This window comes from Anaerosporobacter mobilis DSM 15930 (assembly GCF_900142955.1).
GTDB lineage: Bacteria > Bacillota > Clostridia > Lachnospirales > Lachnospiraceae > Anaerosporobacter > Anaerosporobacter mobilis.
On record NZ_FRCP01000021.1, the window covers coordinates 45088 to 68377 of the forward strand.

Genomic DNA, 23290 nt, shown 5'->3' on the forward strand with positions numbered 1-23290 from the left:
AGGCGAGGTTATTATTATGGATCAAAAGCATAACGTAAATGATATTACTTCGGTAGGAAATTTTATAAGTTTGTTTTATCGTAATGGAGTAACTAATTTATCCCATGAATTTGCAAAATATGATATAGGATATGGGCAAATTCAATTTCTTGTAAAGCTATATCTACAAGATGGTTTAAAACATGATGATTTGACAAAAGTTGTACATGTTGATAAGGCAACAACTACACGAGCCATTGGTAAGTTATCTGACAATGGGTATGTTGATGTAAAGCAGGATTCAGAGGATAAAAGGATCTACCGAGTATATCTTACCGAAAAGGCGATGGAAATCCGCGAGGAGGTATTAGCAATTGTAACTTCTTGGGAAGACCAGCTATTAGGTGCTCTTACAGAGGAAGAGAGTAAGACGTTATTTGATCTTTGTAATAAAGTAGCAATATTTAATCAGTGGATAGAACCAAGTAGCAAGGATAATGGCTTAACATAACTTGCTACAATCAAGTATGAACAGAAATAATGGCAGACATGTCTTTCTTTTTGAATATGAGAGAGAACTTTATCGAATACTATAAGAATCAATGTAGATTATACAGCGAATCTAGCGTAACTTATGTTACTTAGAATAGTGAATATAAGAGAAAGAAGGAATTATGTATGCCAACGAATCAAGGAATTCCAAAAGAGAAAGGGATTGACCATACTGTAGATCTTATCAGAGAGGGATATCCGTTTATTCAAAACCGCATTAAAAAGTATCAGTCACCAATTGTAATTTCACGTGTATTAGGAAAGAAAGTCATCTTCTTAAGTGGAGTAGAGGCAGCAAAGGTCTTCTATAACGACAAATATTTCAAACGACATGGTGTAGCGCCTATGCGTGTTCAGAAAACACTATTTGGTAAGCATGCTATTCAGGGACTAGACGGGAAAGAGCATCTGAAACGAAAAAACTTGTTCATGTCCTTATTAACACCTGAATATGAAAAACAATTAATAGAGTTATGTGTGAAGAACTTAGATCGTCAAGCGAATGAGTGGGAAAAGAAGAAGAGTATCAAATTGTTTGATGAAAGTAAAAAGGTATTGTTTTTAAGTGTATGTGAATGGACAGCTGTTCCTTATCCAAAAGAAAAAGAGAAAGAGTTCTTAGAGGATTTTGGATATATGATTTATTCTTTCGGCAGAATAGGTTCGTTTTATAGAAAGGGAAAACGTTCTAGAAAATGTGTAGAACATTGGGTAGAACAACTTATTGAAGATGTTAGATTGGGAATGTTTGAGGTAGATAAAAAAACACCTTTATATCAGATGAGTATGTGCAAAGATATAAATGGTGAACTTGTAGATATAAAGATTGCAGCAAGAGAGTTGATTAATCTACTTCGCCCTATTATTGCTATTGCCACCTACATCACTTTTGTTGCGGTAGCACTATATGAAAATCCAGAATGTAAAGAGAAATTAAAGAAGAAAGACCCCATATATCTAGAGATGTTTTGTCAAGAGGTAAGACGGTATTATCCGTTTAGTCCATTCATTGGAGCAAAAGTAATAAAGAGTTTTAGATGGAATCATTGCGTATTCAAAAAGAACACTTTGGTGATGCTTGATTTATATGGCATGATGCATGATGAAAAGCTTTGGAAGCAACCATATACATTTAATCCAGAGAGGTTTAAAAAGCGTGAAAAGTGCTTATATGATTTGATGCCACAAGGTGGTGGGAATATTCATACGGGGCACCGATGTGCTGGTGATATAATAACATTGAAGGTGATGATGGCCTTTACTGACTACTTGGTGAATAATATAGAGTATACGGTACCGAATCAAGATTTAAGTATTCCGTTGAACCAGATACCAACATTGCCAAGAAGTGGATTTATTATGAAGAATGTTAAAATGAAGAAAGTTAAAAAGAAGAATATAATAAAGAAGAATGCAAAAAAGAAGAATGTAGAAAAGAAGAATATAAGAACAAAAATATAAGTTAACGAGTCACTTGCACTTATCAAGAGGTGCAAGTGATTTTTATTACCTTTATTTATGCTTCGTTATATTAAGGTTAATTTGGCAGATATAAATGGACAATGTAGGGAATTAATATTATAATATTGTAAATATATACTTTTTTTGCGTTCTGATATTTAGAATTATTGTAACCATAGCTGATCACTTATAAGGGGCATTTAAAATGGAAGATAAAAATTATATTGGAAATTTAATTAAAGGTTTACGGGAATCAAAGGGAATCAGTCAAAGCAAGTTATGCAGAGGACTATGTGATAGGGCAGTACTAGTTCGAATAGAAAGTGGCAGGTGTACACCACAAAAATTATTAGTCGATGCACTATTTCAACGATTGGGTTTCTCTATTAATAAATTTGGTATATCCTATACCATGGCTGAATATAAAGTTGTATTTTTGCGTAGGAATATACTTGAATCGTTGTTATTAGAAGAGTATGACAAAACCTTAGATTTATTAGGGCAGTATGAAAAAGTAATAGGAAATACAAGCAAAAATGTACTTCTAGAGCAATTTTGTTGTGTGGTGAAGATTGTTTATGCAATTACACAAGATGTAAGTTCGGAAGATGTTATTGACTTGATACATAAGGGGCTTCGAAAAACATTTACTCAATTTAAAGTAGATGATATGTTAGATTATCTTTTGCATGATGAGGAGATAATGCTTATTATATTGTTAGCGGAGAGTTTGTATGCCCAAGGAAAAAGAAGTGAATCAATTAACATCTTATTCAATCTGATTGAGTATATCGAGAAGAATGTATTAGATGATGAAGAATTAGTACGTCTATATCCTAAAATTGCTTTATTATTAGCTGAAAAACTAGTGGATGAAAACAGATTTGCAGAATTATATATCTGTGATAGAGCAATTAATATCCTTATCAAAGAGAGTAGGATTACATATTTAGCGGAATTATTAAATATACAACTAAATTATGCCCTTAATGGGGAAGATAATGATTATACTAGGAATAAGAAGTTCTATTATTCTGTCATACAAGTTTTAGAGGAACTTATAGGGAATATTGAAAAAAGTGGGGCTGAGAAGATCTTAATACCAGCACCCATATCTCATGGGCATGTTATTGGTAGTCAGATTCGAGCACTTCGTAAAATCCTTGGAATCACACAAGAAGATCTGAGCGATATATGCGATCCGTTAACTGTTTCCAGGATTGAAGGAGGAAGAAAGCCAACAGATAGACATTATGAAGAGTTGATGACTTCAATGGGGAGGGAAGGAATTCGGTACTACCCTTTCATAAAATCTAATGATTATGAACTTCATGTGCTAAGGAGGGATTTTGGAAGGCATATGGAAAGCTATGATTTTGAGGGGGCTGGGAAAGTACTTCTATTGTTAGAGAGAAAACTCAATCAACCAGAAGCTATTAATAAGCAATTCATATTAAGAAGTAGGTCCTTACTAGAGGCATGTAAGGGAGAGATAACGCAAGAAGCGTTAATAGAGAGATTATTAGAAGCTCTTAGAATAACTGCTCCCATTAACGAAACTCCCCATCGAATAAGCAAAGAACGAAGATCTCAGTTAACGGAAGAAGAATTGATTAATTGCTTAGAAGGGTGGCCCTTAACCCAAACGGAGACAGTAATATGGAACAATATTGGCAATGCGAAGGGAAAACTTGGAGAAAGTCAAGAGAAAATCAGAATATTGTCTATTGTTAAGGAGAATTATGAGAAGGATACCGTAGGCTTATATAATAATCTGAAAGGATATCTTCTTACGTGTTATAATCTAGCAAATGAACAAGGCCGTATTGGAGACTATATGGAATCCTTGAAAACAAGCGAGGATGGAATTCGTTATTGTCTGTCAGCAGGTGAGGGTTTTTCATTAACTGGTTTATTAGCAGTTAAAGCTGAATGTTTAGTTAACATAAGAGAAAGCAAGAAAGATTGTAAAAAAATATTATTACAATCTTTCTTGCTAGCAAAGTTACTTAAAAAGAAAGATATACATGAATGGATAAAAATACTGTATTATGAGATTTTCGAACAGGATATAGAGAATGAATATTACTTTATATCATGTTGATCCGATGGTACACAAAGCTGTATAGCTGTGTTTGTATTTTGCTTATTGGTAGTGTTGTTAAAGTTTTTGGAATTGCTAAGAGGTAATACAATAGCCCCTAATAAAAAAAGTACAACAAGTGAATTTTTTAATTTTTTTAACATAATGAATACCTCCTCAATTATTTTATGTTTTTATATTACTATAATTTAACGATATAAACCATGACGTTTGGTGAACATATTTGTTTATTCTACGTCATGGTCTTTTTTTCGTCATTAATTATATAATTGATGTTGGAAAAAGAAATATTTACGCAAATAATAAAGAAATTAGAAAGGTGTGAAGGAATGAAGGATTCATTTTCAGTTTTTATATTTGACTCGAATGTTAAATTATTAATGCAAAAAAGGGCGGTTAATACGTATAACTCAGATGGGCTTTGGACCAATACTTGTAGCGGTTATCCTCAAGAAAATGAAACTATTGAAGAAGCAGTTCATAGAAGCTTAGAAGAAGAATTTGGGTTTGATTGTAAATTAGACAAACTATCTGAATTTTATTATAGAATGGAACCTGGTGATGTTTTATATGAACACGAGTATCACCATGTATATATAGGATTTTACTATGGAGTACCTGAACCAAACAATGAAGAGATTATGTCTTGGAAGTGGATGAATGTTTTTGAGATATTGGATGAACTTAGAAACAATCCTGATAAGTATATGTACTGGTTCCGATACACCTATAGAAATGTACTTGATAAAGTATCAAGGAAACAAAAAAATAGAATATTAGGTCTTTTTATGTAAGGGAGGATATTTAACCTCCAAGACAGGCTCACTATAATTTCAGATTGTATCTTAATAAAAGGCAGTGTATACTATTATGGACTATAAAGTTAACTGTAACAAGAAAAAAATTATAAAAGAAAGAAATGTAGTGAGATGACAATAGAATTAGAAAAACATTATAATAAATTTTGTGAAGATAAGAGATTAACAAGACGACATGGACAAGTGGAATATATCACCTCTATGAAATATATTCACGAGTACCTAGAAGACATGCCAAGTGCTAAAATCTTAGATGTTGGAGCAGGGACAGGAAGATATTCCGTACAACTGGCTAATGAGGGATATGATGTTACGGCTATCGAACTAGTGAAATACAATCTTGGTATATTAAAGTCAAAAAAAAGTAGCGTGAAGGCAATGCAAGGTACGGCTCTCGATTTGTCAAGGTTTGCAGATAATACCTTTGATATGACGTTAGTCTTTGGTCCAATGTATCACCTATATCAATATGAGGACAAGCTAAAGGCACTGAAAGAGGCAAAGCGAGTTACTAAAGTTGGTGGAGTGATTTTGGTCGCCTATATTATGAATGAATATAGTGTAATTATACATGGTTTCAGAGAAAACAATATCAAAGAATGTATAGAGAATGGAAAGCTAACGGAAGATTTTCACGTAATTTCAAAGCCAGAAGATTTATATGATTATGTAAGAATCGAAGATATCAACAAGTTAGATGAAGAAGTTGGCTTACAGAGAATGAAGTTAATTGCAGCCGATGGTCCAGCGAATTATATGAGACCTGTTTTGAATGAAATGGATGAAGAGACTTTTGAACTATTCATTAAGTATCATCTATCTACATGTGAGAGACCAGAGTTATTAGGAGCGAGTTCACATACCTTAGATATCTTACGCAAGGAATAGGGAAATTGAAAAGTACTGCTACACGAACGATTATTTACTCGTTTGTGTAGCAGTACTTTTTACTTGTTTTCCGTATTCAGTTGTATTCGTGATGTTTTTTCTGCACCACCAGCTACGAAAATACACAGTGTAAAGCAGTTTCTTTATCACAACAAAGTAACATCCTCCGATTTCTCCATGGTATAGCCCTCAAAATATCCCATTGCAAATATAAAAATATTGTTGTAGAATTAAATGTATCTGCGTCTTTTTATGTAGATAATGTGAATATGAACTTATTAACATAGTTATGAAACAATGAAGGAAGAGAGAGATGGCATATAAAGATTTACATCATTTTATAAAAGCGTTAGAGGAAACGGGAGAGCTAGACGTGATTCATGAAGAAGTTTCATCGGAACTAGAAATTACGGAGATTGCTGATCGTGTTTCAAAAGCACACGGGAATGCGTTACTATTCAAAAATGTAAAAAACTCTAAATACCCAGTTTTAATTAATGCAATGGGAAGCTATAAGAGAATGAGTATGGGACTTGGAGCAAAACAACTGGATGATATCGGTGCCGAGATTGCTAATTATCTAGATTTAAGCAATTATTTATCCATCAAGAAACTTATAAAAAGTATTCCACGTATGTTTCGCCTTCTTCATGTTTTCCCTATAAAGAGTAAGTTTAGAGGTTCATGCCAACAAGTGATTGAAAGGGACGTGAATCTTGATACACTTCCTGTATTAAAGTGTTGGCCAGAAGATGCAGGGAGATTTATTACCCTTCCTTTGATTTTTACAAAGGATCGTTATTCCAAACAACAAAATGTAGGAATGTATCGTATGCAGATTCTTGATCAAACAACTACAGGCATGCATTGGCACAAGCATAAAGATGGCTCAGAGATTTTTAAGGGCTATGCTGCAGATAATACAAGAATGCCAGTATCCGTTGCATTAGGATGTGATCCAGCTATTACTTATGCAGCGACAGCACCGATGCCAAAGATGATTGATGAGATGATGCTAGCAGGTTGGCTAAGAAAATCAAATGTAAAAATGGTGAAGTGTATTACCAATGATATCTATGTTCCAAGTAGTGCAGAAATAGTTTTAGAGGGGTATGTGGACCCATCAGAAGATCTTGTATTAGAGGGCCCTTTTGGTGACCATACGGGATATTATTCGTTGGCAGATTATTATCCTAAGTTCCATGTTACTTGCATTACTCATAGAAAGAATGCAATTTACCCAGCTACAATCGTTGGAAAACCACCGATGGAGGATTGCTATATGGCTAAGGCGACAGAACGTCTCTTTTTACCAGTTCTTCGTATGCAAATGCCAGAATTAGTCGATCTTAATTTACCATTAGAAGGTGTATTTCATAACTGTGCTATCGTATCCATACGTAATAAGTATCCAGGATGCGCGCGTAAAGTAATGAGTAGCATCTGGGGAATGGGCCAGATGATGTATACGAAATTAATTGTTGTGGTTGATGAAACAATTGATGTACAGAATTTGAAGGAAGTTCGTGATGCAGTACTAAGTAATGTGCAAGGTAGAGAGAGTTTAATACTATCAGAAGGACCACTAGATGCATTAGACCATTCTTCTGATAAGGCATTGTATGGTAGTAGACTTGGCGTTGATTGTACTGTGACGAATAAGGTAAAGGACAACAAGGTAACCAACACGTATCAGATACTTACCATAAACAAAGACAGGCCTTATAAGGGAATAGATACCGCTGTAGAGTTTTTAAATCATAATTCTGATAAATTTGTGATAGTAGTCGATGATGATGTTGATAAGAATGACTTATCTACTGTTATGTGGAAAGTATTTAATAATATAGATGCCAAAAGAGATATTACGGTCATTGATAACAAGATTGGCATTGATGCTACGAAAAAATGGCGAGAAGAAGGACTAACAAGAGATTGGCCAAATGATATTAAGATGAGTGATGAGATAAAAAAAATGGTAGATGAAAGATGGGATAGTTATGGTATTGGTGAAAATAATTAATAAATTAAAAGAGTATGGTAAACTTGTTATGTTTTCACATACAATATTTTCTTTAAGTTTTGCACTTGTTTCAATGGTAATAGCAGCAAAGGGGTTACCAGAGATTTCAACCTTGATATGGATTTTAGTATGCTTTATGGGGGCCAGAACAGGTGCCAATGCCATTAATCGAGTGATTGATGCGGAGATTGATGCACGAAATCCAAGGACTGCTGGACGCCAATTACCAAAAGGAGAGATGAAAAAAACAGAAGTAATTATATTCACTGCGGTTTGTTTTTTAGTTATGCTATTTGGTGCATACAAGTTGAACTGGATTTGTTTATTACTGTCTCCAATCGCCCTATTCTTAATGATTATCTACTCGTATTGTAAACGATTCACATTTTTATGCCATTTAGTACTGGGGGTTACTTGTGCTTGTGCACCAGTTGGTGCTTGGCTAGCGATTACAGGGGAATTGAGCTTAGTTCCATTATTTATGGGAGCTGCTAATACTCTTTGGGTTGCTGGGTTTGATATCATATATGGTTCACAGGATTACGATTTTGATAGAGAGAATGGGCTACATTCCATTCCTGCAAAATTTGGTGTGGCAGGTGCTTTGTTGATTGCTAAACTTTTTCATATCGTCACTTTATTATGCCTATTAGTGATAGGAATATTGGTTCCACAATTCGGAATCATTTACTACCTAGGCTTATTCAGTATTGCCGGATTATTTATTGCAGAATATAAAATAGTATCCCCTACAAACCTAACAAACGTTAATATAGCATCCTACAGTATCAACCAAATTGTTAGTATCGTTTTACTAGTATTTGGACTTGCAGATGCGTTTATATAAAATACGAGGTATAGTATGAAAAAAATAATAATAGGGCTTACCGGAGCAAGTGGTAGTGCCTATTTCCTTCGCCTAATTGAAGTATTACTGGAATATCAAATAGAAATACATGTTATCGCTTCGGAAAATGGTAGTCAGGTACTTAAATATGAAACAGGAGTTGGCTTAGAAGAGCAAATTAAGATTTGGAATGAAAAATCTCCTGATACTTCGATTACCTTAGAAGATAATAATAATATGTTCTCGGCAGTTGCTAGCGGATCATACCGCTGCGATGGTATGATTATTATTCCTTGTTCTATGTCTACTATGGCTGAGATAGCGAATGGGATAACGAAATCTCTGTTAACTCGTGCAGCAGATGTGATGATGAAAGAACAAAGAAAATTAGTGATTGTACCGAGAGAAACACCTCTCTCAACCATTCATCTAAAAAACATGTATGAACTCTCTAAGGTTGGAGTAACAATTTTGCCAGCGATGCCAGGGTTTTACAATCATCCTAAAACATTAGAGGATATCATTAATCATATAGTTGGAAAAACTCTGGATTGTATAGGAATAGATAATAATAATTATAAGAGATGGAAAGGTAAGAACTAGAATGAAAAGAAATAGTAAAGTAATTGCATTGTTATTAGTAATGGTTTTCTTAATTACTGGATGTGCAAAGAAAAATGAGACGAATAATACCAATCAAAAGGATAATGTAGAGAGAACAGAAACAACTGAGGATACACAGACTGTGTTACGCATTGGAATGATATCTTCAACTGATGCGATTCCTTTTGTATTGATTGACAAAAATGGATTAGCTGATAAATATAAGCTTGACATACAGTTTGAAGTTTTCAAATCAGCAAAAGATAGAGATGCGGCATTGCAAGCAGGAGAATTAGACGGGTTCTTAGCAGATCTTATTGCAGTATGCATGTATCAAAATGCTAATTTAGATGTTAAGATTACTGGAAGTACGGATGGTGATTTTGTTCTTCTTGCAGGTAAGAATTCAGGTGTTACGGATATAAGCCAGATTAAAGGTAAAAGTATCGCTATCTCAGAGAATACATTAATAGATTATACTTTAGATAAAATCTTAGAGAATAACAATTTTCAGAGTGATGATGTGAAAAAAGAAGTCGTAGATAGAATTCCAGACAGATTTGAACTTTTACGTAATGATAAAATCGATCTTGGTTTAATGCCAGAACCATTTGCTTCATTAGCACTTGAAAGTGGTGCCATTAATTTAGGTAGCGCTAGTGAATATGGTCTATATCCTGCAATTAGTGCTTTCACACAAACTGCTATAGATGAAAAAGCAGATGCAATACGTGATTTTTATAAGGCTTACAACGAAGCTGTTGAGTATATGAATAACACGGATATTGCAGAATACGAAGAAGCTGTAATTGAAGCAGCAGGATATCCAGAAGAAATGAGTGGAAAAATCCAATTAGGAAAATTCAGAACAAATGAACTTCCATCAAAAGAAGGGGTAGAAGCAGCAATTACTTGGGCAAGCGAAAAAGGATTATGTAGTTCTTCACTTACTTATGATCAAGTAGTTTATGATGTATCTAAATAATATAGTTTGCAGTTTAGAATAGTAACTCAAACTTTGCACACAAAACACTTTACTTGGAGTAGGTAATTGCTATACTAGAATATAGCAGTTACCTACTTGTCGAAAGGTCCAAGTGCGAAGTTTGAGATAGTAATATAAAATCTTAGATTAAGCGGTGAATAATATGCTTCTATTGAAAAATGTATCCATAAACTATAAGAGGAAAAAAGAAACAATAAACGTGATTAATAACTTCTCTTTGCAGATAGAACAGGGAGAATCGGTAGTGATACTGGGGACTTCCGGTTGCGGTAAATCAACCCTAGTCAATACCCTTGCTGGAACCATAACTTCTACAAGTGGAGACATAGTTTATGTGAAAGAACAACAAAGTAAACCCTTGAATCCAAAGATTCATAAGATTGGAATTATTCCACAAAACTGCGGATTGCTTCCTTGGAAGACGGTAAAAGAGAATTGCTTATTACCATTAAGAATTCGTAAGGAACAGGTGAGTGAGAGCCGAATTAAAGAAATAACAAACATCTATAAATCTTTAGATATTGAAAAGTTACTTCACAAATATCCCAAAGAATTAAGTGGGGGACAGGCGCAAAGAGCTGCAATTGCAAGAGCCTTTATTATGCGTCCAGATCTATTGTTGATGGACGAACCGTTTTCTGCATTAGATGAGATTACTCGTGAAGAAGCGAGAGAGTTATTTTTAAAGATATGGAATCAGCATAAACCTACTACAGTATTAGTTACACATAGTATTGAAGAAGCTCTTTATCTAGGGAATAGAATAATTGTTATGGGAACAGATAAGGGGAATATCAAACACCAGATGGATAATCCTTACTTTGGACAGCTGAGTCCACAAAGTTTAGAGTACCTTGCTGCAAAACAACTACTACGAAAGCAATTGATTAAGACAGAAGTGGGGGAACAGACAAGTGAATAGACTTATTAAACACGGTATAATTTTTGTACAAGGTTTTTTATTAATCAATCTATTGTGGTGGTTGGCATCCACAGTATTAGATATAAATGTTATTCCGAATCCGATTCTAGTCTATAAGCAGTTTCCTACTATCTTTGAAGATAATATTTATATTCATATTGGTGCAAGTTTAAAAAGGATTGGTTTAGGTCTGCTTCTTTCACTTTTGGTCGGTGTACCAATTGGAATACTAATGGGGTATTCAAAGATTGCAAATAAAATATTATATCCATTGATTTATTTTAGTTATCCAATTCCAAAGACTGCGCTGTTGCCAGTTACTATGTTATTATGGGGCATGCGTGATGGGTCTAAGATAGCAATCATCTTTTTGATTATTGTTTTTCAGGTTATTGTCTCCGTTAGAGACAGTGTATCACATATAGACAGAACCATGTATCAAGTGACTAGGAGTGCAGGTGCTAATAAGAGACAGATTATTCGTCATGTCACATTACCGGCGATTCTACCAGAGTTACTTACTAATATTAGAGTGTCTCTTGGAACAGCAGTATCTATTTTGTTTTTCATTGAGGCATATGGTACAAAGCATGGAATGGGTTATTATATTCTAGATGCTTGGTCAAGAATTAATTATATTGATATGTATCTTGGAATTATAGTAATCTCAATTGTTGGGTTTATTCTTTTTGTTTCTATTGATATAATTGCGGATAAGATTTGTAGATGGAGCAGTTTATAGGACAAATTAAGGAATTATTTACAACACCGGTTAAATATGCTATAGTAGTAATATAATCTAGATTATGAAAGGTGGTAGTGTATTCGGCTCACTTAGTGTTGGTTATTCAAAGACATAAGTAGTACGGAGAGGTAGAATAGAATTAATAAATTAATATACTTGGTAAAGACTATTTTTATTAATAGTTTAGTTTGGTTACCGGTTTATTAATATGTAATTTTATTTTACTATTCGGTGATATATTATCATTTTATGATGAAGCTGTAGAGTAAAATCTACAGCTTTTTTTGATATTTATAACTGGATTACAGAATTAATAAGGAGATGGCAGTATGATAACAAACAATGTTATGAAACAGATTGTAGCACTTAGTAATAAGCCATATGTTTTTGAAAGAGGGACGGGAAATATCTGGACAGAAGAGTATATTGCAAAGCAGATGCTCAAAGCTCACCTAGATAAAACATCAGACGGAGCATCGAGAAATATAGAGGCAATTGAGAAAACAGTAGATTTTATCAACAAGGCAATAAAAAAGAATAGCACCATACTTGATTTAGGATGTGGACCAGGGTTATATGCAGAAAGATTGTTTCAACTTGGACATAGTATTACAGGAATAGATTTCTCAGAGAATACGATTCAATATGCAAGGAATCATGCAAAACAGGAGAATTTGCAAATTGAATACAGATGTGAAGATATGTTCCAGCTTAACTATAATAAGCAGTTTGATGTTGTAATGCAAATCTATGGAGAGATCAATACTTTCTCAGGTTATGAACGAGAGCAAATATTTAGAATTGTAAGGGAGGCCTTAAAACCAGAGGGAGTGTTTATCTTCGATGTAACAACACCAGTACATAGAAAGAAGAGTGGATTGAGCAATAAATGGTATATTAGTGAGAATGGCTTTTGGAGAGGGAATAGACATCTTGTATTAGAAGAAGGCTTTGCATATGAAGATAATATCTGGCTAGATCAATATATCGTAATGGATGAGGAGGAGATAAAGGTGTATCCAAATTGGTTTCATAATTATACAAAGAAAGATATTGAAACCATAGTATTAGAAGCGGGTTTTACTAAGGTAAATGTAATTAATAGTCTAACTGGTGAATCAAATAGTAATGAGAGCGAGTGGCTTACTGTGATTGCAGAAAAATAGAGGCTTATGATATAATTGTGAGAGAATAAAGAAACGGAGAGAAGATATGATTTTATATTTCACAGGTACGGGAAATAGTAGTTATACGGCAGAGCTGATTCAATCAATTACGAAGGATGAAATTGTGTCAATGAACGAGCAATTAAGAAAGGGAACGAGTGATTCCTTACAATCGGAAAACCCACTTGTGTTTGTCTGTCCTACATATGCTTGGAGGATACCAAAGGTAATAGAAGAATATATAAGAAATACACAATTTACTGGAACAAAAGATGCTTACTTTATACTGACTTGCGGGGCAGAAACTGGAGATGCAAAACAGTATGTGAAGAAACTTTGCAAAGAAAAGGGCTTTAATCTTAAGGGATTTGCCGCTATTGTGATGCCGGATAACTATATTGTCATGTACAATCCGACACAGGATGAAGAAGCTAGAGTAATTGTTAACAAAGCAAAGGAGAAAATTAACCTTGTAGCAGAATCAATCAGGAATAGCAGGGAACTTAAGGATGAGAAAGTTCCATTCATGGGAAGAACGAAGAGTGGAATAATTAACACGATGTTTTATTCCATGTTTGTCAGTGCGAAGGGGTTTCATAGTACGGATCAATGTATTAGTTGTGGTAAATGTGCTCAGCTTTGCCCTCTAAATAATATACAGTTAGTTGAGGGAAAACCTCAATGGGGGAAGAATTGTACCCATTGTATGGCTTGTATATGTAGATGCCCTAGTGAAGCAATTGAATATAAGAAGAATACAAAGGGAAGAAATCGATATAATGCAATGAAGTTATAATGCAAGATATTATGATATAAGTTGTAGTGTATGGTATTAATTTACCCCCTTTGACTTAATGTTTATGAAACTATGACAGGAACAGTTATAACTGTTCCTGTCATTTACGGTTAAAGGGTTGCTATGCTAGAATATACAAGTGCAGATAGATAATCATTGTAACTATGATTCAATGTTAGGAGGAATACAAGTGGGTTATGAATTTAGTTTTTATAAGGAAGAAGATTTTGAAGAGATTGAACAATTGGTATTAGCATCTTATAACCTGGAATATCCTGTGTGGGGACTTAGTAGGCAGGAGTTTACGTTTGGTTTGCATCCAGCGTTCACTGGTCATTATCATGCCTTTGAGCATACAGTTGGAGTATACAAAGAAGGAGATAAAATTGTTGCGGTTGTAATGAATGAAGGTAATTATGATGGAGAGGTTTTCTTCCTGTTTGATTCACAGGAACGTGGAGAAGATAGAGAGCTTTTAATAGAGATGATTAAATTCTCCAAGACGAATGCATCTGGAATAAAAGAGGATAGACGGACGAGATATGTAAAACTTCATGTGCCAGAATGGAATCAAACCCTATTAGAATTGGTTGAAAAATCAGGATTCACAAAAGAAGAATGGGGCGAATCATTATACATTCTACCTTTTAAGGAAGAGTCTTTTGAGGTCAAATTACCTGAGGGATATACCTTTGCAGATGGAAATACAACACCAGATTTTTATCTTTCTAATACGCATAGATTATCTTTTGGATATGGAGCAGATGACTATGCATGTGATCATGGGGAGCAAGCTTTTCATGATTTACGCCTTATGAAACATTACAGAAAAGACCTAGATATCTGTGTTCTTGATGAATTGAAAAGACCAGTTGCTATGGCAATTATCTGGTATGTTGATGGGATGCCATATTGTGAGTTGGAGCCACTTGCAGTGGTATGGTGGGAGAGAAGAAAAGGGATTGCAACAGCACTCCTACATGAAGCAGCTAATCGTGTTATGAAACTATCTCCTACTTGTACAGGTATGCTAGGTGGGGATCAGCAATATTATCGTAGTATTGGATATGAGAAAAAGGCAGTAATTCCAAGATATTATTGGGAATTAGAGGTTTTTATCTCCTGGGAGAAAGAATCCTATGGTAGAGATTACGCAAACGAGATGTAGATAGGAGCACTAGAGCCAAAAAATGTAGTTCAAATCGAGATTCCTTATGCCAAGGCACATGCAATATACACATAGTAATATGACAATTGTCACTTTTATTAAATACTATATTGCATTGTAGAATAGCTTATGGTAGTATATACACTGCAAGGGAGATTATAGCTTATTTAACTGAAAGTGAGGGGAATTCGATGAAAGAGCTATTATGGAATAAGAGAGGAAAGTTTGTACAGTATCTGTTTGCTTCATTTTTGTTTATCATAGATCATTTCGTACAGATCATAACCTTCTCTGTTATATTGGGAGTTATTGAGCAAGGTGCAGATGCTGATTTGAATAAAATTATCTGGATTGCAATCTTAGCAGGGGTATATAACGTAGTTAATTTTATTATTTCAAGAATGCTACGTATTGGATTTATGAGAGATATAATTCTTGAAGTAAGAAAGCAGGCATTTGATAAAATTATGCGAATGTCATTTAAGCAGTTTAGTAGAAAATCTAAAGATGTGTATTTATCTAATTTAGTTAATGATATTAACACATTTGAGGAGAGTTTTTTCGTAAGCTTATTAAATTTCTTAATCAACACGGGGATGTTTATTCTAAGTTTTATTGCGTTATTATTTCTAGAACCAGTGTTAGCCGGATATATGGTGATTGCTTCAGCAATCTTGTATGTAATATCTCATTTCTTCTCTAAGAATACAGTGACCTTACAAGAAGAAGTATCATTGCAAAACGAAATATTTACGACCAACATCAATAATACTTTTCAAGGTCTTGAGATACTTAAGTTAAACCGCATGGACGATAAATTCCTACATAAGAGTTTAGATGGACTGCGCAAGTTAGAGCTTAGAAAATATATCTTCAATATCTTTGCGGAATGCCAGAAAAACTTAATTAATGTAATTGGTTACGTTATTTCTTGTTTTCTGATGTTATATCTGTGTCTTAACTTTGATAAGGGAATGACGTTAACAAATGCAGCTATAGTTTTTCAATTAGGAGCGATGATGTCGTTTAATCTTATAGAGGCGTTCCCTTTATGGAATAAGGTCAAGGCTTCTTCGAAGATTTATGAGAAGATAACCAAGGACGATGAAGAGGATAATGACTCAGTAGATGACAGTGATAATGAAAAGACAGAAGAGTTCACTATCAATCAACAAATTGAAGTAAGAGACGTGTCTTTTAACTATGGGGACAAAGAGATTCTACACCATGCCAATTTTGTGATAGAAAAAGGTAAGAAGTATCTAATCAAAGGTGTTAGTGGTGCAGGTAAATCTACGTTAATAAACTTACTATCTATGACGTATGACAACTATGATGGGCAGATCTTAGCGGATGGCGTAGATTATAAGAAAATAAAAGAACGCACTTTTCATGACAAAGTATCATTCATATATCAAAACGTATTCTTGTTCGAAGATACGATTCGAAATAATATCACCTTATATAAGGAGATTCCTGATAATCTGATTCAAAAAGCGGTAGAGGCCTGTGATCTATCGGAATTGATATCAAGTCAAGAACATGGTCTAGATCAGGTACTTAAAGAAAACGGTAAGAATCTATCTGGAGGACAAAGACAAAGAATCTCTATTGCAAGAGCCATTGCCAAAGATTCAGAGATCTTATTCGTTGATGAAGGAACTTCGAGTTTGAATGAAGAACTTGGACGTGAGATTGAGAAAGTATTCTTATCTCTACCACAGACGGTAGTAGCTATTAGTCATAGATACTATGAAGGAATATCGGAACAATATGATTATGTATTAGAAATCAAGAACGGTGAAGTATTACAGAGTGTTGCAGCAGATTATTTTGGGGAGGTGGTTACATGCTAAAGAGAGTGCTACGACCATTTCCACAACTTATAATAGCTTTGATTTGTCTTGCAGCTGGTACGATCTTAGATGGTGTGGTGTTTGTTAAGATGATGGGATTCCTAGATTATGCACTTGTAGGAGATATGGCTACTTTGAAGGCTGAGATCCCAGGATTTTTGTTACAAGCATGTTTGCTAATCCCTATAGGGCTATTAGGTACCATAACAAAATCATGGTTTCGAAAAGATGCCAATCTATGCATGAAGAGATATTATATTCGTGGAATATTTAAGAAGAATATCTCAGAATTCCAACAAGAGAATACAGCAACGTATATATCAAGATTGACGAATGATTGCAATACCCTTGATACGAATTTTGTTGACGGTATATTCACAGTATTCAATGGTATTACTAATTTCTGTGTTGCTGTCTGGATTTTATCTACAGTTGGTAAAGGAATGATTGGTTTTGCAGTAACTATCACCTTACTAACGGCTGTGGTATCTATGCTATTGTCAAGACCTGTCTCTAAGAAAGTGAAAGAACGAAGTGATCAATTTGATGGATATACGTCCTATATTAAAGAAGTTTTATCTGCTTTCCATATTGTTAAGAGTAATAATCTACAAGATAAGGTTACTAATGATTATTATGGGAAGAGTGAGGAGATTCAGCATAAGGGATACGTCATAGAGAAGATTTACACATTTATGAATGCATTGCAGAATGGCTCGTTCTCTTTAATGATATATCTAGGACTTTGCTATCTGGCTTATCAAGCGATTCAAGGCAATATTACAGCAGCAGGAGCCTTAACAGTTTCGCAGGCAATTCAACGTATTGCTTGGCCGCTTATGATGATGAGTGAAGCAATGCCTAAAATATTTGCTTCTAAAGGTCTTGGTAAGAAGATTAATGAGAGTTTACTGAATAAGAATAAACACGAAGAAAATATAGCATTGCACGAATTTACAGATAAGATTGAATTAAAAGACGTTGGTTTTGCATATGAAGATGCGGAAGATAAAGCAAAGACTCTTCATGATGTGAACATGGAAATTAAGAAGAATGGAAAATATCTAATAATTGGTCCATCAGGTGGTGGTAAATCTACATTATTGAAATTACTTCGTAAATACTTTGACGCTTCAGAAGGAAAATTATTAATCGATGGAAAGCCATTAGCAGATGTGAAGAAGGAAGATTATTTCTCATTGATTGCCAATGTAGAACAACAGGTGTTTATCTTTGAAGACACATTGAAGAACAACATAACCTTATACAAAGAGTATTCGGATGAGGAAATTAAAGAGGCAATCGAGGTAGCTGGTTTAACCTCTTTCATAGAAAATCTACCAGACGGCCTTAACACTATGATTTATGATAATGGAAAGAATATCTCAGGGGGAGAACGTAGCCGTATCGTTATTGCAAGGGCGATGTTAGCAAAAGCAAGTGTCTTATTCATGGACGAAGCTTTCGCAGCACTTGATATGGAACGTGCAAGAGAGATTGAACAGACAATTCTTAAACTTAAGAATATCACGGTAATCAATGTAAGCCATGTTATCTTTAAGGATAGCAAATCACAATATGATAAGATATTCCATGTGAAAGGAACTGTGACTGAGGGGTAATAGAATAGAAGAAAAGGCAGTAGCAAAAGGTTTATGTAAACCACTTTGCCACTGCCTTAGTGCTGGTTATGGAATTGCTGTTCTTAGGGGAAGAGAACGAAAGTTATCTCTTATGATGGTGGATTACGATAAGGATAGTCTTTATGATTCAAAGCCTATTAATAAGCCACCTTTTTCTGCATAATAACTGCATAGGCCACTTGTTTTCATGATTTCAACATCGCAATCAGGATATTTATCTCTGATTTTTGATTCTACATAGTTTGCTACTTCCTTAGCAAAACAGTGAGCAATAACAACTCTGCCACCATGATAATTTCTCTCTAACATCTCTGCAATTGCTTTGTCATAGACAGCCATTTTACCACGACATTTATGTAACAAATCAATCGTTCCTTCTTCACTAGCGATTCCCAGAATCTTAATACCAAGTATACCCGCCATGCTAGCCTTTAATCGGCTAATTCGACCATTCTTAACTAGATTATCAAGTGATTCAAGAATAAAGAGTAGATTCGTATGCTTACAGTAATCGTCTATATTCTTACAGATATCTTCAAAATCCATATCTTCTTTCATGTATTCAGTTAATTTACGAACAATAAGTGACATCTCTGGACCAGTTGATTTGGAATCTATAACATAGATGTTTCTTTCTGGATAACGTTCTTTAAAAAGTTCCATTCCGATTACAGCACTCGAATAGCTAGCTGATAGCGTTCCTGTGATTGTTATAGCAAAGACATTCTCTGATTTCTCATATGCTCTTAACCATTCATCAGGACTTGGAGTAGCACTTCCTGTCTTTCCTTTATAAGAGTACATCTCCTTCATAAATTCTTCAATATCGAGGTCGAAGGAATCAATGAATTCTTTTTCTCCAATATCAAGCTTTAATGGTGATCTTGTAAAATCTATCTTGTCAGTTACATCTTCTCTTAAACGAATCAAGTCGCAACCTGAGTCAACAACTATACCATATTTCATAATGACCTCCAAACTAATCTAATAAACAGTAGATTGCTTACAAATGTTTACAATGTGGTTTTTAATACTACATTACATTGTACTACAGTCTATAATGTGATACAATTTACAAAAGGTGCAATAATGTAAACATATCAAGGTCGGTGGAAACATTGATCTAAGAAAAAGGGTGATAATATGAGAGTATCGGAAGGCGGAGCCAATCTTACCACTAGAAATCAGTGTGTACGGCTGTGTATTGCAAGATCTTTACTTAAGTTAATGGAGGATAAGCCATTCGAGAAGATAACAATAACAGAGGTTGTTAACAACGCCAATGTATCTAGAATGACATTCTATAAATACTATAAATCTAAGCTAGAAGTTCTGTCTGACTATATGTATGAGATCGTGAACGATTATATGGAAGAGACAAAAACGCGTACAGATATTGGGGAATTTCATGATTATAAGCATATCTGTCATTGCTTTACATTCTTTAAACAGTACAGTTCATTCCTCTTAACGCTTATTCATTCCAATATGCATGCAGTGATAATGAATGCTTTGAATAACTATATGGACACTTACGTATTGCAGGCATCGGAGTTTTCTCGATATGAGTTATATTACTATGCGGGAGCTTTATGCAATACGTATCTGAAATGGATTGAATCCGGGATGCAAGAAACACCAGATGAAATTGCTACGATGGTTAAGTTTGCGGCGGGGTCTAAGGAAGGTCGTTAACCAATATCGGTTTGGTTGAAGGAGTTATTACTGGTAAAATCATACATGCAAATGCCAAAATACTGACATAATCAAGGTTTATCATAGAATTAGATAGGAGGTAAACTTATGGAAAAAATGAAAAAAATAATAGCATGGGCAATGTTAATAGTCTGCACCATTACAAGTGTTAATCTTATTCCAAAGAAAGTAGTAGCTGCTGAGAATGTAGCACAGTCATCTTCGCTTGTAGTAAAAGATCAAGGTTATCTATATTATATAAAGGGGACAGTGGGATCTAGTTATAAGCTAGTATCACAAAAAATTGGTTCTTCAAAGACAACTACATTAACGACGAAAGAAGTAAAGAACTTTTATGTTCAGAATAAATATGTGTATTATGTTGTTAAAGATAATAAAACAGGTAAGAATAGTATTTACCGGGTAGGACGTGATGGTAAGAATACAAAGTGCCTAGTAACCGTGAACAAAGGAGATATTATTGGAGTAGTTGGTGATTACGTATACTATTCCTATTATAAGAGTTACAGTAAGATGATTATGGCAAGGGTTCATGTTACTGGTAAAAAGGGAACGAACAAAGTCCTTAGTACTACAAGTACAAACTATTATAACTTTAAGCCAGTCATCGCAAACAATCGTATCTATTATACGAATAACAAACGTACGATAATCTATTCTATGACGTTAGGTGGAAAGAAGACGGAGAAACTGATTACAGGCACTTCTGTAGATAGTTTGACAGTAGGAAAAGATGGTTTATATTATCTATGTAATAAGAATAAGGGAACAATAAAGAGTAGCACCACAGATGTAATGAAGGTTTCTTTCAAAGGCAAGGTAACAAAGCTTGATTCCTTCGATCATAAGAAAATCAGTGACTACCGTGTGAATGCGGGAGGAGAACCTGCAACAGATTATACCAGCTTTCGTGTTGAACTACATCAAGTGACAGCAGATAATGTGTACTATTCCTTATCAGATGATCAATACATCTCTTATCTTTTCAAAGCAGCTACGAATGGTAGTAGTGTTAAGATGATACTAGATGAGAAATCATATGAGTCCTATGAAGGGTATGTTCTTGGAGTAAGTGACTATGTAAGTGCTAAGAATTATAAGTTATTCGCTTTTGGTAATGGAGAAGATCCAAATCATTATTACTATCAAGATCAATCTGGAATCTATACCTTGAATATTGCACCTAAGCAGATTAAAATAGTAGATGGAATGGCTTATTATCAAATTGTGCAAGCAAAGAAGAAAGTATTCAAAAGCATTACGGTGGATAAGTTGTTGAATAAATAATAGCTATAAATACGAAGCTAAGAAATCTGGAAAAGGTCGTTATCAGATTAAAGAAACGAATAGTTAGTTGTAAATGTGAGGAATATTATGAAAGATCGTGAAGTACAACAGATATTAGCTATATTAGATCAGGAATATGGAACAACAAAGGAAGGTTTCTTACATAATGCAGATTGGCAACTTCTACTTGCAATTATGTTAAGTGCACAAAGTACAGATAAGCAAGTATATGAAGTTTTACCAAGACTTTGGGATAGATTTTCTTCATTAGAACTAATGGCAGATGCTCCTCTAGAAGAGATAGAAGACTGTATTAGATCCATCGGATTATACAAAAGTAAAGCGAAGAATATGAAGCAATGCTGCAATCAAATCCTTACGGAGTATAATGGTAAGGTTCCTACAACTATAGATGAATTAGTGAAGTTAGCTGGTGTAGGAAGAAAAACAGCTACGTTGTTTTTGGCAGATGCGTATGGAATACCGGGGGTAACGGTGGATACACATGTGTTAAGGATTGCTAAGAGACTAGGATGGGCAGTAGGAAAGAATCCAGTAGAGGTGGAGAAAGAACTGATGCAGGTTCTTCCGAAGGAACATTGGAATCGTATTAACTTTCAGTTGATTTATCATGGTAGGAGTATATGCACTGCAAGAAAGTGTAATTGTGAGAAGTGCTTTTTGAGTGAATGGTGTGAGAAGAAGGATATATAGAAGCTATAATGGCAACCAATTTGTGAATGAATTGGTTGCCATTTTTTACATTTGATAAAGTTATAATTTTTTTCATCCAAGTGCTCCGCTAATTTACTTTTTTGTTGAATCATGCTATTGTATTATATGTAGCTAACTACAATTAGTTGGTTAAGATAAAGTAAATTGGTTGAGAAACTTCCAACCGAACCTTTGTTGAACAAAGATTCAGATATTGGAAAGGAGTATGGTGATAAATGAAATTAATCTCATGGAATGTTAATGGAATACGAGCATGTGTCCAAAAAGGATTTTTAGATTTTTTTAAAGAAGTCGATACAGACATTTTCTGTATTCAAGAGAGTAAGTTACAAGAAGGACAGATCGAATTAGATCTTGAAGGCTATAATCAATATTGGAATTATGCTAAGAAAAAAGGATATTCAGGAACGGCAATTTTTACAAAGCATGAGCCAATAGAAGTAACATATGGTTTAGGAATTGAGGAACATGATCAAGAAGGTCGTGTAATTACATTGGAGTTTGAACAATTCTATATGGTAACAGTCTATACACCAAATTCACAAAATGAATTAGCTAGATTACCATATCGTATGGAATGGGAGGAAGCATTCAAAGATTATCTTAAGAAGCTTGATGAAAAGAAGCCAGTTATTGTATGCGGAGATTTGAATGTGGCTCATAAAGAGATAGATTTGAAAAATCCTAAAACCAATAAAAAGAATGCAGGATTTACGATTGAAGAGAGAACAAAATTCAGCGAGTTATTGGAAAATGGATTTACGGATACTTTTAGATACTTTTATCCTGATCTGGAAGAAATCTATTCTTGGTGGTCTTATCGATTCAAAGCAAGAGAGAAGAACGCGGGTTGGCGTATCGATTATTTCCTTACATCAAGTAGTTTAGATGAACGTTTAGTTGGTGCGAAGATTCATACGGAAGTTTTAGGATCAGATCATTGTCCAGTAGAGTTAGAAATCTCCTTTGAATAAA

At 34.4% G+C, this 23290-nt stretch carries 22 protein-coding genes; 20 read left to right on the forward strand and 2 right to left on the reverse strand.

The features are described 5' to 3' along the window. Positions 1-16: 16 nt before the first annotated feature. The 3 genes from BUB90_RS18910 (at position 17) to BUB90_RS18920 (ending at position 4096) form a co-directional block, all read left to right on the forward strand. The gene (locus BUB90_RS18910; RefSeq protein WP_073290481.1) at positions 17-490 is read left to right on the forward strand and encodes a MarR family winged helix-turn-helix transcriptional regulator; all 474 of its coding nucleotides are present in this window, start codon (positions 17-19) and stop codon (positions 488-490) included. A 167-nt stretch (positions 491-657) separates the two neighbouring features. Then, entirely contained in the window at positions 658-1992 is a 1335-nt protein-coding gene (locus BUB90_RS18915; protein ID WP_073290337.1) for a cytochrome P450, read from the forward strand. A 205-nt stretch (positions 1993-2197) separates the two neighbouring features. Next, on the forward strand, positions 2198-4096 hold the full coding sequence (locus tag BUB90_RS18920) for a helix-turn-helix domain-containing protein (protein WP_073290339.1): 1899 nt from the start codon (positions 2198-2200) through the stop codon (positions 4094-4096). Here the strand turns inward: BUB90_RS18920 and BUB90_RS23630 are convergent. Next, positions 4078-4239, reverse strand: a complete 162-nt coding sequence (locus BUB90_RS23630) for a hypothetical protein (RefSeq protein WP_170865535.1) — start codon at positions 4237-4239, stop codon at positions 4078-4080. The two genes, BUB90_RS18920 and BUB90_RS23630, sit on opposite strands and share 19 nt — an antisense overlap. Before the next feature lie 186 nt (positions 4240-4425). Here BUB90_RS23630 and BUB90_RS18925 point away from each other — a divergent pair, with 186 nt between their 5' ends. The 13 genes from BUB90_RS18925 to BUB90_RS18985 all read left to right on the forward strand — a co-directional run bounded on the left by BUB90_RS18925 (position 4426) and on the right by BUB90_RS18985 (position 18556). Further along, positions 4426-4890, forward strand: a complete 465-nt coding sequence (locus BUB90_RS18925) for an isopentenyl-diphosphate Delta-isomerase (RefSeq protein WP_073290341.1) — start codon at positions 4426-4428, stop codon at positions 4888-4890. A gap of 135 nt (positions 4891-5025) precedes the next feature. Then, complete coding sequence (locus BUB90_RS18930; protein ID WP_073290343.1) at positions 5026-5802, forward strand: class I SAM-dependent methyltransferase; 777 nt, start codon at positions 5026-5028, stop codon at positions 5800-5802. Positions 5803-6115: 313 nt separating this feature from the next. Further along, entirely contained in the window at positions 6116-7825 is a 1710-nt protein-coding gene (locus tag BUB90_RS18935) for a menaquinone biosynthesis decarboxylase (RefSeq protein ID WP_073290345.1), read from the forward strand. Then, positions 7803-8672, forward strand: a complete 870-nt coding sequence (locus BUB90_RS18940; protein WP_139241813.1) for a UbiA-like polyprenyltransferase — start codon at positions 7803-7805, stop codon at positions 8670-8672. Before BUB90_RS18935 ends, BUB90_RS18940 begins: the two co-directional genes overlap by 23 nt. 15 nt (positions 8673-8687) lie before the next feature. After that, positions 8688-9275, forward strand: coding sequence for a UbiX family flavin prenyltransferase (locus tag BUB90_RS18945; RefSeq protein WP_073290349.1), 588 nt, complete (start codon positions 8688-8690; stop codon positions 9273-9275). A gap of 1 nt (position 9276) precedes the next feature. Beyond that, a complete protein-coding gene (locus tag BUB90_RS18950) occupies positions 9277-10260 on the forward strand; it encodes an ABC transporter substrate-binding protein (RefSeq protein WP_073290351.1) in 984 nt (327 codons plus the stop codon). A gap of 163 nt (positions 10261-10423) precedes the next feature. After that, positions 10424-11203 (forward strand): ABC transporter ATP-binding protein, encoded by a 780-nt coding sequence (locus BUB90_RS18955; protein WP_073290353.1) that lies wholly within the window; start codon positions 10424-10426, stop codon positions 11201-11203. Then, a complete protein-coding gene (locus BUB90_RS18960; RefSeq protein WP_084139378.1) occupies positions 11196-11945 on the forward strand; it encodes an ABC transporter permease in 750 nt (249 codons plus the stop codon). The genes BUB90_RS18955 and BUB90_RS18960 overlap by 8 nt, the downstream gene beginning before the upstream one ends. 332 nt (positions 11946-12277) lie before the next feature. Further along, positions 12278-13114 carry a class I SAM-dependent methyltransferase gene (locus BUB90_RS18965; protein WP_073290355.1) on the forward strand — a complete coding sequence of 279 codons (837 nt, stop codon included), beginning with the start codon at positions 12278-12280 and terminating at the stop codon, positions 13112-13114. A 46-nt stretch (positions 13115-13160) separates the two neighbouring features. Further along, entirely contained in the window at positions 13161-13910 is a 750-nt protein-coding gene (locus tag BUB90_RS18970) for an EFR1 family ferrodoxin (RefSeq protein ID WP_073290357.1), read from the forward strand. Positions 13911-14100: 190 nt separating this feature from the next. Continuing rightward, the gene (locus tag BUB90_RS18975) at positions 14101-15078 is read left to right on the forward strand and encodes a GNAT family N-acetyltransferase (RefSeq protein WP_073290359.1); all 978 of its coding nucleotides are present in this window, start codon (positions 14101-14103) and stop codon (positions 15076-15078) included. 191 nt (positions 15079-15269) lie between these two features. After that, positions 15270-16934 carry an ABC transporter ATP-binding protein gene (locus BUB90_RS18980; RefSeq protein ID WP_073290362.1) on the forward strand — a complete coding sequence of 555 codons (1665 nt, stop codon included), beginning with the start codon at positions 15270-15272 and terminating at the stop codon, positions 16932-16934. Further along, positions 16928-18556, forward strand: a complete 1629-nt coding sequence (locus BUB90_RS18985) for an ABC transporter ATP-binding protein (RefSeq protein ID WP_073290364.1) — start codon at positions 16928-16930, stop codon at positions 18554-18556. Before BUB90_RS18980 ends, BUB90_RS18985 begins: the two co-directional genes overlap by 7 nt. 141 nt (positions 18557-18697) lie before the next feature. Here the strand turns inward: BUB90_RS18985 and BUB90_RS18990 are convergent, their stop codons facing one another. Next, entirely contained in the window at positions 18698-19543 is an 846-nt protein-coding gene (locus tag BUB90_RS18990) for a DegV family protein (protein ID WP_073290366.1), read from the reverse strand. A gap of 177 nt (positions 19544-19720) precedes the next feature. On the opposite strand from BUB90_RS18990, the gene BUB90_RS18995 reads away from it, so the two are divergent. From BUB90_RS18995 to BUB90_RS19010, 4 genes are all read left to right on the forward strand, one after another. Then, positions 19721-20272: a TetR/AcrR family transcriptional regulator gene (locus BUB90_RS18995; protein ID WP_073290369.1), complete on the forward strand. Its 552-nt coding sequence runs from the start codon at positions 19721-19723 to the stop codon at positions 20270-20272. Positions 20273-20380: 108 nt separating this feature from the next. Further along, positions 20381-21580 carry a DUF5050 domain-containing protein gene (locus BUB90_RS19000; RefSeq protein ID WP_073290371.1) on the forward strand — a complete coding sequence of 400 codons (1200 nt, stop codon included), beginning with the start codon at positions 20381-20383 and terminating at the stop codon, positions 21578-21580. 87 nt (positions 21581-21667) lie between these two features. Continuing rightward, positions 21668-22294, forward strand: coding sequence for an endonuclease III (gene nth, locus BUB90_RS19005; protein ID WP_073290374.1), 627 nt, complete (start codon positions 21668-21670; stop codon positions 22292-22294). A gap of 236 nt (positions 22295-22530) precedes the next feature. Continuing rightward, positions 22531-23289 (forward strand): exodeoxyribonuclease III, encoded by a 759-nt coding sequence (locus BUB90_RS19010; RefSeq protein WP_073290376.1) that lies wholly within the window; start codon positions 22531-22533, stop codon positions 23287-23289. Position 23290 lies beyond the last annotated feature (1 nt).

Coding starts and splice junctions, on each gene's coding strand:
- BUB90_RS18910 (WP_073290481.1), top strand. CDS start 17: ATGGATCAAAAGCATAACGTAAATGATATTACTTCGGTAGGAAATTTT.
- BUB90_RS18915 (WP_073290337.1), top strand. CDS start 658: ATGCCAACGAATCAAGGAATTCCAAAAGAGAAAGGGATTGACCATACT.
- BUB90_RS18920 (WP_073290339.1), top strand. CDS start 2,198: ATGGAAGATAAAAATTATATTGGAAATTTAATTAAAGGTTTACGGGAA.
- BUB90_RS23630 (WP_170865535.1), bottom strand. CDS start 4,239: ATGTTAAAAAAATTAAAAAATTCACTTGTTGTACTTTTTTTATTAGGG.
- BUB90_RS18925 (WP_073290341.1), top strand. CDS start 4,426: ATGAAGGATTCATTTTCAGTTTTTATATTTGACTCGAATGTTAAATTA.
- BUB90_RS18930 (WP_073290343.1), top strand. CDS start 5,026: ATGACAATAGAATTAGAAAAACATTATAATAAATTTTGTGAAGATAAG.
- BUB90_RS18935 (WP_073290345.1), top strand. CDS start 6,116: ATGGCATATAAAGATTTACATCATTTTATAAAAGCGTTAGAGGAAACG.
- BUB90_RS18940 (WP_139241813.1), top strand. CDS start 7,803: ATGGTATTGGTGAAAATAATTAATAAATTAAAAGAGTATGGTAAACTT.
- BUB90_RS18945 (WP_073290349.1), top strand. CDS start 8,688: ATGAAAAAAATAATAATAGGGCTTACCGGAGCAAGTGGTAGTGCCTAT.
- BUB90_RS18950 (WP_073290351.1), top strand. CDS start 9,277: ATGAAAAGAAATAGTAAAGTAATTGCATTGTTATTAGTAATGGTTTTC.
- BUB90_RS18955 (WP_073290353.1), top strand. CDS start 10,424: ATGCTTCTATTGAAAAATGTATCCATAAACTATAAGAGGAAAAAAGAA.
- BUB90_RS18965 (WP_073290355.1), top strand. CDS start 12,278: ATGATAACAAACAATGTTATGAAACAGATTGTAGCACTTAGTAATAAG.
- BUB90_RS18970 (WP_073290357.1), top strand. CDS start 13,161: ATGATTTTATATTTCACAGGTACGGGAAATAGTAGTTATACGGCAGAG.
- BUB90_RS18980 (WP_073290362.1), top strand. CDS start 15,270: ATGAAAGAGCTATTATGGAATAAGAGAGGAAAGTTTGTACAGTATCTG.
- BUB90_RS18985 (WP_073290364.1), top strand. CDS start 16,928: ATGCTAAAGAGAGTGCTACGACCATTTCCACAACTTATAATAGCTTTG.
- BUB90_RS18990 (WP_073290366.1), bottom strand. CDS start 19,543: ATGAAATATGGTATAGTTGTTGACTCAGGTTGCGACTTGATTCGTTTA.
- BUB90_RS18995 (WP_073290369.1), top strand. CDS start 19,721: ATGAGAGTATCGGAAGGCGGAGCCAATCTTACCACTAGAAATCAGTGT.
- BUB90_RS19000 (WP_073290371.1), top strand. CDS start 20,381: ATGGAAAAAATGAAAAAAATAATAGCATGGGCAATGTTAATAGTCTGC.
- nth (WP_073290374.1), top strand. CDS start 21,668: ATGAAAGATCGTGAAGTACAACAGATATTAGCTATATTAGATCAGGAA.
- BUB90_RS19010 (WP_073290376.1), top strand. CDS start 22,531: ATGAAATTAATCTCATGGAATGTTAATGGAATACGAGCATGTGTCCAA.